At 39.0% G+C, this 12,551-nt stretch carries 12 protein-coding genes; 7 read left to right on the forward strand and 5 right to left on the reverse strand.

Annotated elements, in window-relative coordinates:
• The coding region (locus Q8S11_RS04555; protein WP_305660887.1) for a pseudouridine synthase at positions 1-723 on the forward strand (723 nt) is incomplete at its 5' end.
• 8 nt (positions 724-731) lie between these two features.
• Here Q8S11_RS04555 and panD read toward each other — a convergent pair.
• A complete protein-coding gene (gene panD, locus Q8S11_RS04560) occupies positions 732-1,082 on the reverse strand; it encodes an aspartate 1-decarboxylase (RefSeq protein ID WP_305660888.1) in 351 nt (116 codons plus the stop codon).
• 216 nt (positions 1,083-1,298) lie between these two features.
• Between panD and Q8S11_RS04565 the strand changes: the two genes are divergently transcribed.
• Positions 1,299-2,654 carry a dipeptidase gene (locus Q8S11_RS04565; protein ID WP_305660889.1) on the forward strand — a complete coding sequence of 452 codons (1,356 nt, stop codon included), beginning with the start codon at positions 1,299-1,301 and terminating at the stop codon, positions 2,652-2,654.
• Between the two features lie 27 nt (positions 2,655-2,681).
• Here the strand turns inward: Q8S11_RS04565 and Q8S11_RS04570 are convergent, their stop codons facing one another.
• From Q8S11_RS04570 to Q8S11_RS04585, 4 genes are all read right to left on the reverse strand, one after another.
• Positions 2,682-3,185, reverse strand: a complete 504-nt coding sequence (locus Q8S11_RS04570) for a hypothetical protein (protein WP_305660890.1) — start codon at positions 3,183-3,185, stop codon at positions 2,682-2,684.
• Between the two features lie 107 nt (positions 3,186-3,292).
• Positions 3,293-5,128, reverse strand: a complete 1,836-nt coding sequence (gene glmS / locus Q8S11_RS04575) for a glutamine--fructose-6-phosphate transaminase (isomerizing) (RefSeq protein WP_305660891.1) — start codon at positions 5,126-5,128, stop codon at positions 3,293-3,295.
• A 64-nt stretch (positions 5,129-5,192) separates the two neighbouring features.
• On the reverse strand, positions 5,193-6,575 hold the full coding sequence (locus tag Q8S11_RS04580; RefSeq protein WP_305660892.1) for a DUF4270 domain-containing protein: 1,383 nt from the start codon (positions 6,573-6,575) through the stop codon (positions 5,193-5,195).
• 96 nt (positions 6,576-6,671) lie between these two features.
• The gene (locus Q8S11_RS04585; protein ID WP_305660893.1) at positions 6,672-7,496 is read right to left on the reverse strand and encodes a glycogen/starch synthase; all 825 of its coding nucleotides are present in this window, start codon (positions 7,494-7,496) and stop codon (positions 6,672-6,674) included.
• Positions 7,497-7,643: 147 nt separating this feature from the next.
• Here Q8S11_RS04585 and panC point away from each other — a divergent pair, with 147 nt between their 5' ends.
• The 5 genes from panC to Q8S11_RS04610 all read left to right on the forward strand — a co-directional run bounded on the left by panC (position 7,644) and on the right by Q8S11_RS04610 (position 12,526).
• Positions 7,644-8,498, forward strand: a complete 855-nt coding sequence (gene panC, locus Q8S11_RS04590; protein ID WP_305660894.1) for a pantoate--beta-alanine ligase — start codon at positions 7,644-7,646, stop codon at positions 8,496-8,498.
• Entirely contained in the window at positions 8,495-9,502 is a 1,008-nt protein-coding gene (locus Q8S11_RS04595; protein ID WP_305660895.1) for a lysylphosphatidylglycerol synthase transmembrane domain-containing protein, read from the forward strand. The genes panC and Q8S11_RS04595 overlap by 4 nt, the downstream gene beginning before the upstream one ends.
• Entirely contained in the window at positions 9,486-9,980 is a 495-nt protein-coding gene (rfaE2, locus tag Q8S11_RS04600) for a D-glycero-beta-D-manno-heptose 1-phosphate adenylyltransferase (RefSeq protein WP_305660896.1), read from the forward strand. Before Q8S11_RS04595 ends, rfaE2 begins: the two co-directional genes overlap by 17 nt.
• A gap of 140 nt (positions 9,981-10,120) precedes the next feature.
• The gene (locus Q8S11_RS04605; RefSeq protein ID WP_305660897.1) at positions 10,121-11,260 is read left to right on the forward strand and encodes an acyl-CoA dehydrogenase; all 1,140 of its coding nucleotides are present in this window, start codon (positions 10,121-10,123) and stop codon (positions 11,258-11,260) included.
• A gap of 18 nt (positions 11,261-11,278) precedes the next feature.
• Positions 11,279-12,526 (forward strand): TlpA disulfide reductase family protein, encoded by a 1,248-nt coding sequence (locus Q8S11_RS04610; RefSeq protein WP_305660898.1) that lies wholly within the window; start codon positions 11,279-11,281, stop codon positions 12,524-12,526.
• Positions 12,527-12,551: the final 25 nt, after the last annotated feature.

Below are 12,551 nucleotides of genomic sequence, written 5' to 3' on the forward strand. Positions count from 1 at the left end.
ACCCGGATAAATAAATATCTGAGTGAGATAGGCTACTGTTCGCGTAGGGCGGCGGATAAACTGATTCTTGAAAACCGTGTTACTATTAATGGTGTGGTGCCTGAAATGGGCACTAAAATCGTTCCTGAAGACGAGGTTAGAGTTGACGGGAAACTAGTTTCCACCCCTGAAGAAAAGCCTGTATATATAGCATTTAATAAGCCGGTAGGAATAGTATGTACAACCGACACAAAGGCTGAGAAAAATAACATCATTGATTATATCAAATATCCGAAGCGTATCTTCCCGATCGGGCGGCTTGATAAAGCAAGTGAAGGACTGATTTTACTGACAAGTGACGGGGATATTGTCAACAAAATTTTGCGGGCCAGAAATAATCATGAAAAGGAATATCTTGTCACAGTTAACAAGCCAATAAATCCTGAATTTCTAAAAAAGATGAGCAACGGAATTCCTATCCTGGATACCATAACCCGCAAATGTGAAGTGGAACAACTGGATAAGAATAGATTTAAAATAATACTCACTCAGGGACTGAACAGACAAATCCGAAGAATGTGTGAATACCTTGATTATAAGGTGATTAAACTCAAAAGAGTCAGAATAATGAATATCAGACTGGATATACCCCTGGGAAAATGGCGATATCTGTCAGATAATGAGCTGAATGAAATTAGCAGGTTGATTTCAGGCTCAGCTAAAACTCATTTTGATGAGCCCTGAATGCTATGTTATTTCAATAAGTTAGTTTCCTCATCCGGGAATATAACAACAGGCTTATAGTTTCTGGCTTCTTCTGCATCCATAATAGCATAGGTTATGATTATAATTACATCACCTTTCATAACCCTTCGTGCAGCGGCACCATTCAAAATAATATCTCCGCTTCCTCTTCTTCCGCTTATGGTATATGTTTCAAAGCGCTCACCATTATTATTATTGACGATCTGCACTTTTTCACCTTCCAGGATATTTGCAGCATCCAATAAGTCATGATCTATAGTAATACTGCCTACATAGTTAAGATCTGCATCTGTTACTTTGACTCTGTGAATTTTTGATTTTAATATGTGAATTTGCATGGGGCAAAGTTAAGTATTTAAAGGAATTTTGAATTATTGAATACTGGATATTGCATTCAGAGTAGAATTTAGCGCCTGATTGAATTTTAAATTGGAAATAGCAGATTGGATGCTATTTATTTTTTGCCACTTAATTTTAAAGACCTAAATTGTTTTGAATTGATAACAAATTCTATTTAATCGTAAATAATTACCAGGCCATTAAATCAAAATCTAATGAAAAATAAGCGCAGAGATTTCCTAAAGCTTTCAGGCATGGCCGGTTTAGCTATAGCAGGTGATGGTTTTTTTGGAGGGTTTGCTCAAGCCAATGAATTCCCTAAACCTAATTTTCAATCATCTTTAAGCCTCGATCATTCAAGATATGCCATAAATGAACAGATAAAACAGAATTTTGAGATAGCTAAAAGCATCCTTAAACCTAGTCAGAAACAGCTTGAACGGGGCCTTGAATTACACATGAATTCCCTTGTCATTGATTGCTATGGATTCATGCCATCGGCTGCACCTAATGCTGCATTGATAAATTTGGCAATAGATTCCAAAGCATCTCAGTTGGAACTACAGGACATGATGGAAAGTCAGTCTATGACTCGTTTTGTCATTGATAAAAGAGAAAGGGAGGAATTAGAAAATGCTTGGAAGGCTTCCGGGGTAACTTGTGTGGTACAGAATACTGGTGAAGAAGGGAATGGGATTAGTCGACTGCTTAAGCGCTTAGCGAACTTTACTTATTCTACTGATATGATGAGTGATTTTGTAAGTAAAGCTGTAAAGCCAGAAGACATTCTACGGGCTAAAAAAGAAAATCGACATGCTCTATATTTCACTGGTAATGGCGTTCCTTTGCCACAGGATTGGATTTCTGTAGAAGATGAATTAAGATATATCAGCGTATTCTTCCATTTGGGAATTAGAATGATGCATCTTACCTATAATCGAAGAAATGTAATTGGGGATGGTTGTGCAGAAAAAGCCAATGGGGGATTGAGTGATTTCGGACGGGAGGTAGTCAAGGAAATGAATCGTGTTGGTGTGATTGTGGATATTGCTCATTCCGGCTGGCAGACAAGCCTGGAGGCAGCTCAGGTTTCAAAGAAACCCATGGTAGCCAGTCATACCACAGTGGCTTCCATCAATAAGCATATTCGTTCGAAACCGGATAATGTGATTCGTGCAATTGCCGACACTGGTGGGTATATTGGAATTTGTTGCATACCAAGGTTTCTTGGGGGTAGCGGTGATATCGCAATGATGATGAAGCATATTGATTATGTAGTAAAAAAGTTTGGAGTTGACCATGTTGCTATTGGAACTGATGTTGCCTACAGATCTCAATTTTCAAATGAGGAAAGCAAGAAGATTTCTGCACGAAATCCTGAGAGAACGCGCTGGGAAGCACTTTGGCCGCCAGATGATTTCAAGGAAAGCTCAGACATGATTCAAAGCTTGGCCTGGACCAATTGGCCCCTATTCACTGTGGGAATGGTACAAATGGGATATTCGGATGATGATATTCAAAAAATTCTTTCAGGAAATAGCATGAGAGTTGCAAATGCAGTACTTTCCTGAAAGCTAAAATGGACTGTGTTTTAGAAATTATTTACTGCTTTTGAATGAATATTTAATTGCCATAAAAAGACTCAGGAATAAGCCCAGTAAAAATAAGCCACCCATATAGCCGAAAACGGCATATTTTTCCTTGGCAACCTCTCTGCCTAGTTCAGGGCCGTATATTGCTGCAAATAACCAGAGGAAAGGGTATAGAAATCCGCCAATGGCAACAGCATATGAAGTAATATTTTTTAGTCCTTGCGGAGCTGATAAAAATGATATAAAAAGCAGTACGCCCATTACCATTGCCCCAATCCCGGTTGCATGAAAGTGAAATCTTTGATAATATCGCCAGTTTTTTTCACTCTCTGCCTTCAATACAGCATCCTTTTCTGCAACATCCTGAATAAGGCTGATCTTTTCATTTTTGCTTAGGCCTTCCTTGATTTTATCTTTAAAAAAGTCTTCATTTGCTCCAAATATAATGGAGATGAATACTCCGCAGATGAGCGTGAGTATGGCTATTACAAATGGAATTCTGCTGGTCATGATACCTGATTTTTTATACAAGTTAATAATTTATTGATGCAATAAATATGGACCAATATTTCTTTCTGAAAAAAATTATCATTTAAGTTCTATTTGCCAGATTATGCTTATTCTACCGTTACTGATTTTGCCAGATTTCTTGGCTGATCTACATTACAACCTCTTAATACAGCAATATGGTATGATAACAGCTGTAATGGGATAGTAGCAAGCAGAGGAAGAAATATTTCATCAGCATCAGGTATTTCTATAACGAAATCGGCCATATTTTTAACCACAACATCACCCTCAGTGACAATTGCAATGACCCTGCCCTTTCTGGCCTTCACCTCTTGTATGTTACTGATTACTTTTTCGTAGGATGAGTTTTTTGTTGCAATGAATACCACCGGCATTTCTTCATCGATTAAGGCAATTGGCCCATGTTTCATTTCAGCAGCAGGATATCCTTCTGCATGGATATAAGAGATCTCCTTTAACTTAAGAGCACCTTCCAGTGCTACCGGAAATCCACTTCCTCTGCCCAGAAACAGAAAGTTACTCGCATCTTTAAAGGCTTCAGAGATATTTTTTATATTATCATTTGATAATAGACATTTCTCAACAAGTAAGGGAATATTCTCAAGTTCAGTAAGCAGGTGAACCATTTTACTTTGAGTGATCTTACCTCTTTGTTGTGCCATATACAATGCCATTAGTGTAAGAACTGTGACCTGTGCTGTAAATGCTTTTGTTGAGGCAACCCCAATTTCAGGTCCGGCATGGGTATAGACACCAGCATGGCTCAGTCGGGGTATTGAAGCTCCTACAACATTACAAATTCCAAAAATAGTGGCTCCTTTGGATTTTGCAAGTTCGATTGCAGCCATTGTGTCTGCAGTTTCCCCTGATTGGGAGATTGCAATTACAATATCCTTTTCTGAGATAATCGGGTTTCGATACCTGAATTCTGATGCATATTCAACCTCAACCGGAATACGGGAATATTCTTCTATCAGGTACTCCCCAACCAGTCCGGCATGCCAGGAGGTTCCGCAGGCAACAATTACGATGCGGTCAATATTCTTTAGTTTTTCAGCATATTCTTTGATCCCGCCCAATTGAACATAACCCTCGTCCGGATAGATACGTCCTCTCATACAGTCTTTTATCGACCTCGGTTGCTCAAAGATTTCTTTGAGCATGAAATGATCAAACCCGCCCTTTTCAAGCATTTCAAGCTTTAATTCAAGCTCCTGTACGTAGGGAATCTGGATTGTATTATCAATATTCTTTATCAGTAATTCATCCCGTTTGATAAAGGCAATTTCATTATCATTGAGGTAAATCACATTTTTAGTATATTCAATTATCGGTGATGCATCTGAAGCGATAAAATATTCCCCATCTCCAACTCCCAGCACCATCGGGCTCCCTTTTCGGGCTGCAATCAATTCGTTGGGTTCATCCTGATCTATGATTACTATGGCGTATGCACCGATCACTTTATCAAGGGCAATTCTGACGGCCTCCCTGATATCCAGGCCTGTCTGAAACTGAATATCTTCAATAAGGTGTATCAGGACTTCTGTATCTGTATCGCTATTAAAGACATGGCCTCTGGATAATAATGCCTCTTTCAAACTGGAATAGTTTTCAATAATGCCATTATGTATAATCGCCAGACGGCCGTCACCTGAGGTATGTGGATGTGAATTACGGTCTGAAGGTTCACCATGCGTGGCCCAGCGGGTATGTCCCATGCCCATTGTGCCGCTCAGGTTTTTCCCTTCAACTGATTGTTTTAAATCACTTACCTTTCCAGCCTTTTTATAAATGCTTAGATGACTGTTCATGAGTGCTACTCCGGCACTATCATATCCCCGGTATTCAAGTCGTTGTAATCCCTTGATGATTATGGGCCAGGCCTCACGGTGTCCAATATAACCAACTATTCCACACATAATTATGAATTGTTAATTGCCGAAACTAGCAATTTGCTTGTATATAATAAAGGGGAGTAGAAAATTAATTTATCTTACTATAAATTACTCTAAGTTTCATTTGATAGCTAACTCCGGATTTCCCGCTGCCAATAACAGCTCCTCCAGCGTTGCTTCCTGATACAGACGGACCAGCCGAACGATTAAAATCTGTACTGACTGGTGCAATATAGGTGTCGTATTGTCTCAGTTTACCTTTAATGATATCCTGAATATAGCTTGTGATCTGAAACTTATAATGTTTTTTACTTGAGTCATAAAAACCACCGAAGTCAAAATCTGTTAAAGAGAATGCAGGGTCGGTGCTGAAATCGGGAATGAATTGTCTTTGGTTTGCAATATCCGTACGATACATTATAAGCCGCGAAGCTGGCTTAAATGCATCTGTTCCACCTACAACTGAGACTATCAGTTCTGCTTTATTTATGGTAATATTTCCAAGATTTTTTAACTTTTCAATATGGGGAAACCGGATTTTTGTTCGCAGGCCTGCTAAACCCTGAACATAGGTAAAATCTTGTTGAGTGCTTGTATTATTCAAATTAGCTGGAATATCCGTTCCGCTATAATCATGCTTGAAGTCGGCAATTACAGGCACTGAACCATTCACGATAGGGAATTTATGCATAGTGGTATCAATTAAAGCACCATTCTGACTTTTATAATAAATTTCCAGCCTGCTTGAATCGCTAAGGTTAAAAAATGCTATACCTCCGGGTCCGGAACTCTGTGCCTTATTAACAGTCAGGTAAAACCCTTTTACAGCCTTATTCAACAAATCATCGCTGCTTAAGGTGGTACTGCTTGCGTTCAGAAAGTTAGTTGTGATAAAACTTGAATTGAGCGGTATTCGCATCTGAGGTGCCCGGGTAACTTGTTTGTCGGGATTGCCTGTTACAATTTCCGTAACCCTTACGCTATCATTGACATTGAATCTTAGTCTTTTGCTTCCAATCACGGATGATCCATAGCTCTGAGCCTGTGTATTATAGTATCGTACAGAGGTACTCAGCGGATTATTGAGCTGATGAACCTCAACCTGAAAATTTGAGGTACTATCGCCATAAAAGTCCTTAGCATAATAAAGTACCAGGACTGCTGAATCCAAAACCGGAGATGTCCCGAAATTAAGGCCGGGAGGGTCAAGTGTCAGTGACATGGCGATATTAGCATTAGTTTTCCCGAAGATGGGATCTATCAAATATCCAAGAGGGTATTTTGTCAAGGTATTGGTAACCAGTGAATCTTCTTTTACAGTGGATGAGATAACTGTAATCGTATCTGTAAAGCTACCTGTAACTTCAGTAGCCGGATCAACATCAAGGCCAATAGAATCTGTATTCTGACAGCTGCTTAAAATAAAAAGACTTATCAACAGCGTTAATAAGTCCAGTTTGTATAATTTCATCCGTATTACATTAATTTTTAAAAGCTTACAAGCTCTTTTTTCAATCTGATCGGGTACCCCTCCATTATTCACTCGGGGAGGTTTGCATAGTTAGGCTTAGGCTAATGACACTAATTCTTCGCTAGCAATTTCTTCGTAAAGGTTGTAATAATTTTCGTAATCTAAAGTGGAATTGAATTCCAGAAGCGGTTTATTGGATTTTTTAACAAACTTTAACACTTCTTCATTGATATTTTCGCAGGCACAAACTACTGCATCAGAATAGGAGATTGCTCCAAGGTTCAAAGCTGTATTAGTAGCGTCTGTATACATTTCAGTGTGTTCGGCATTCATTCCGTTCATAATCGCTTTAGATGCAAATTCAGCACTGAGAGAGGTTTCAAAATTATCATCATATAGGGAATACACCACTTTTGAATTCTTAAAAGTAGGGTCATCTTTATACAAAGTCTTTAAATAAGCAGGAACAAGCGCACTCATCCATCCGTGGCAGTGTACAACATCAGGAGACCAGCCTAATTTTTTAACGGTTTCTAAAGCACCTTTACAGAAAAATATGGTTCTCTCGTCGTTATCAGCATAGAATTTATTGTTATTATCAGTAAATACATGCTTTCGCTGGAAATATTCTTCATTGTCAAGGAAATATACCTGCATTCGTGCAGAAGGGATAGATGCGACCTTGATGATTAATGGGTTGTCATTATCATTTATGATGATGTTCATACCCGATAGTCGAATTACTTCATGTAATCTGTTACGGCGTTCGTTAATATTACCGAAACGCGGCATCAAAATACGGATTTCAAATCCTTTGTCCTGCATTGCCTGAGGTAAGTGACGGGTAATCTCAGAAATTTTGGTAAGTTCAAGGAAAGGCGACATCTCATGCGTAATAAAAAGAATCTTCGTTTTTGCCATCTCCGGTTTGATTAATTTAAGGTTAAGAAAAGTTTTAGAACAGCAAAGGTAATCATTATCTTATGAAATATCAACGAATTAGGCAAGTTGTTTTGGTTCTGTTTAAGTATTTAACCATTTTTGAGCCCATTAATAGCAAATTGTAATTTGAAAATCTTTAACAACAGAGAAGCCATTCATCACTATCTCGATGATATACGTTCATCAGGCAAATCCATTGGATTTGTCCCGACTATGGGTGCTTTGCATGCTGGTCATCTATCTTTAATTGAGGCTGCCCGCAGGAAGACAGATTTTGTAGTTTGCAGTATTTTTGTGAATCCAACACAATTTAATGATAAAAAGGATTTGGAGAATTATCCACGTCCCATTGAAGATGATCTCCGAAAATTAAGGGAATTTAAATGCGATGTTTTGTTCCTTCCTGAAGTGGATGAAATGTATAACAGTTCAGAATTCTGGAGTATCGAACTGGACAATCTGGATAATATCCTTGAAGGAAGGATCAGACCGGGACATTATCAGGGTGTAACACAGATCGTAAAAAAGCTGTTTGACACAGTGCAATCCGACTTTGCTTTTTTTGGTCAGAAAGATTATCAGCAGATAATGGTGATTGCCTATATGGTCAGAAAGTTGAGGATTAAAGTCAAACTGGTTATTTGTCCGATTATCAGGGAAAATGATGGGCTCGCAATGAGCTCCCGAAATGTTTATTTGTTACCAGCTGAAAGATTACAGGCGCTTGCCTTGTACAAATCGCTCACACTGGCACATGAATTATTTAAAACGCATTCAGTTAAACAGGTAAAGAAAAAGGTCAACGATTTTCTTGAATCGTGCCCAGGAATTGAGACTGAATATTTTGAAATTTATAATGCCCGCACATTCAAGCCAATTACTTCAAAAAGAGCGGTAACAATGATAGCTCTGGTTGCTGCCAGAATTGGTAAAATCAGGATTATAGACAATATGTACCTGAATAAAGAAAATTTATATTGAGAATTTCGCTCATAAAATCCATCAGATACCTGTTATTTCTGGTCACAGGGATTTTGCTTTTGTATTTAGCTTTCAAAGGGCAGGATCTTAGCAAAATGCTTTCAGATCTGAAAAAGGCTGATTATGTATGGGTTCTTTTATCCATCGTCCTTAGTTTGCTTGCACATGTATTAAGAGCCTACCGATGGAATTTAATGATTGGCTCGCTGGGGCATGGTACCCCTGGTATTATGAATACTTTTCATGCAGTAATTATGGGATATCTTGCTAATCTGGCATTCCCGCGCATGGGCGAACTTGCGAGATGTACTGTGCTAAATAAATCTGATAATATCCCCGTAATTAAGCTATTGGGGACTGTAATTGCTGAGCGTATTGTTGACTTGCTAATGCTGGGAATTGTATTTGCGATGGCTATCCTTTTAGAATTTAACTTGATATCCGGATTTCTATATCAGCATGTTCATACTAAATTAAGTGGTAGGACCGGCGACATCATTTTGCTGATCTTTGCATTTTTGCTCATAGTTCTGATAGTTATTTTCTTTTATTTCCTGATGAAAAAGAAAAGATGGGGAATTTATAACCGTATTATCCGTTTTTTCTCAGGAATGAAGACCGGAATTTTATCCGTAAAAAATCTGGACAATAAAACCGGATTTATATTGAGCTCAGCATTCATCTGGTTGCTATACGGGCTTTCATCCTACCTGTGCTTTTTTGCTCTGAACGCTACTTCCACTCTTGGCCCGGGTGCAGCACTTTCTACCCTGGTTTTTGGCAGTCTTGCAATGATTGCACCTGTTCAGGGAGGTATAGGTGCCTTTCACTGGATGGTTTCAGAGGGTTTGATTATTTATGGCATATCCAAAAGTGATGGCCTTTCTTACGCATTATTGGTTCATACAACTCAAACATTAATTATCCTTTTTATTGGTTCAATAAGTTTAATTTTGTTCCTGAAGCAATACACTAGAAAAAATCAAAATGAGCAGACTGGATAATATTAAGAGTAAAATTTATACTCCGGATCAACTAAAAGCTCCCCTGAATGTATGGCGACTTCTGGGGAAAAAATTAGTGTTCACCAATGGTTGCTTTGATTTACTTCATTTAGGGCATATTGATTATCTGTCGAAAGCTGCTGATATGGGAGATAAATTAGTGATTGGCTTAAATTCTGATTCATCTGCATCAGCATTGAAAGGCCCGGGCCGGCCTGTTAATGATCAGCTTTCCCGTTCTGTCATGCTTGCTTCATTTTCTTTTGTAGATGCAGTGGTAATCTTTGATGAGCCTACCCCACTGCACCTGATTGAATTAGTGAGACCCGACTTCCTGGTTAAAGGGGCTGATTATTCAATTGAACAGATTGTGGGGGCCGGGCTGGTATTGCAATACGGCGGAGAGGTAAAAACTATAGAATATCTTAGCGGTTATTCCACAACACTTATAGAGAAAAAAATCAGATCCAATTACTGAGATTTCCAATCAATTCTTGCTTTTTTAAGGCATATTCCATAATCCCGCACATAACAAACGGAAATATTTCTTAATATTTGCATAGAAGCAAATACTAATCAGGCCCGAAACATTAATTTTGCGGCACTAAACCAATTATTATGTTTTTTGATTTTACAGAAGAGCAGTTGATGATTCAGCAGGCAGCCAGGGATTTTGCCAATAATGAATTAAAACCCGGGGTAATAGAACGGGATGAACATCAAAAATTTCCGCATGAGCAGATAAAAAAACTAGGTGAACTTGGTTTTCTCGGGATGATGGTTGATCCCAAGTATAATGGCTCCGGACTCGATACCATTTCGTATGTGCTTGCCATGGAAGAGCTTTCAAAAGTTGATGCATCAGCTTCTGTAGTGGTTTCGGTAAATAATTCATTGGTTTGTTTCGGACTTGAGAAATACGGTTCTGAGTTTCAAAAGGAAAAATATCTGAAACCGCTTGCAGCCGGTGAAAAAATAGGCGCATTTTGTCTTTCTGAACCAGAAGCCGGTTCCGATGCCACTTCTCTGCACACAAGCGCGATCGATATGGGCGATCATTATCTCCTTAATGGAACTAAAAACTGGATCACAAACGGGGGAAATGCCTCTACCTACCTGGTCATAGCCCAAACTAATCCTGCCCAAAGACATAAGGGAATAAATGCACTGATTGTTGAGAAAGATATGGAGGGTTTCACAAAGGGCCCTAAAGAAAATAAAATGGGAATACGTGGATCAGACACACATTCCCTGATGTTTTCCGACGTAAAAGTACCTAAAGAGAATCGGATCGGCGATGAAGGTTTTGGATTCTCATTTGCAATGAAAACACTGGATGGCGGACGGATAGGGATCGCTTCACAGGCCCTTGGGATAGCCTCAGGTGCTTATGAACTGGCTCTCCAATATTCAAAAGAACGCAGGGCATTTGGGAAACCGATTTCCGGGCATCAGGCAATTCAGTTTAAGCTTGCAGATATGGCAACTGAAATTGAAGCAGCAAGGATGCTCTGCTTAAAAGCTGCCTGGTTGAAAGACCAGGGCCTCCCGTATGCTCAGGCAAGTTCTATGGCCAAATTATTCGCGTCAGAAGTAGCCATGAAAACTACTGTTGAGGCAGTTCAGATACACGGAGGATATGGTTTTGTTAAGGAATTTCATGTGGAACGTCTGATGCGCGATGCAAAGATTACCCAAATTTATGAAGGGACTTCTGAGATTCAACGCATTGTAATTGCACGTGAGATTCTAAAATAGTTAGCCGGGGCCCATGCGATGAAAAATTGCTTCAAAATTATTATTTTCACTATTCTTCTTTCCGGCTTATTTGCTTGTAAAAGTAAAACAGATCATGCACTGGAACAAGGAATCTGGCGTGCTACCCTCAAAACAATTTCGGGAGCCAGCATACCTTTCAATTTTGAAGTAATCGATTCTGCAGATCAGCAATTTTTAGAGATTATAAATGGGGATGAAAGGTTTAGGGTCAATGAAATTTATACAGAATCAGATTCTATCTTTATTAAGATGCCTCTTTTTGATTCGGAGATCAGGGCAAAGTTAAAGAACGGTTCTTTGCACGGACAGTGGATTAAACATTTCGCAGATAGTAGCGAAGTAATGATGCTCGAAGCCCAAAAAGGTTACTCATGGCGTTTTTTCAAGGCCAAAACCAAACCTGAGCTTGTTGTGACAGGCTCCTGGTCCGTTACTTTTCATGATGCAAAGACAGGTAATTCGATTCCTGCCATTGGTGAATTTACCCAACAGGATGGTCGCCTTATTGGCACTTTTTTAACCAGTACAGGGGATTATCGTTTTCTTGAGGGAACTGTCTCAGACAATAAACTTTATCTTTCCTGTTTCGACGGCAGTCATGCTTTCCTGTTTACCGGCAAAATTCTGGATAGTAACACAATAGTGGATGGAAATTTCTATTCCGGACTATCTTCTGTACAGACATGGACCGCCAGGAAAGACGATAATGCGATCCTGCCTGATGCTTATTCGATGACTGCCTTGAGGGATGGATTTGATAAAATAGATTTTTCTTTTCCTGATTTAAATGGAAAGAATGTCTCTCTTTCGGATTCAAAATTTAAGAATAAGGTTGTTTTGGTACAGTTTTTCGGATCCTGGTGTCCTAATTGTATGGATGAAACTGCTTACCTGGTTCCATTGTACAAAAAATATCAGGAAAAGGGCCTTGAAATTGTTGCCCTGGCTTATGAACGAACCAGGGATTATGAACGTTCGAAAAGAAACCTATTACGCTTACGCGAGCGGTTTGACGTTCCATATGTTATGTTAATTACCGGCTATATAAATGATAAAGCCGAGGTAGCTAAAAGTCTGCCAATGTTAAAGCAATTTGTAGCCTTCCCAACTATGATAATCATTGATAAGCAGGGAAAAGTCAGAAAGATCCATACCGGTTTCAGTGGGCCCGGAACCGGGGTTCATTATGCGGATTTTAAAAATGAATTTGAGAAAACAATTGAAAATCTGCTGATAGAAGAATAGAAAATGAATCTCAATTTTGCTGTAA

This window comes from Daejeonella sp., assembly GCF_030695525.1.
In the GTDB taxonomy this organism is placed as follows: Bacteria; Bacteroidota; Bacteroidia; order Sphingobacteriales; family Sphingobacteriaceae; genus Daejeonella.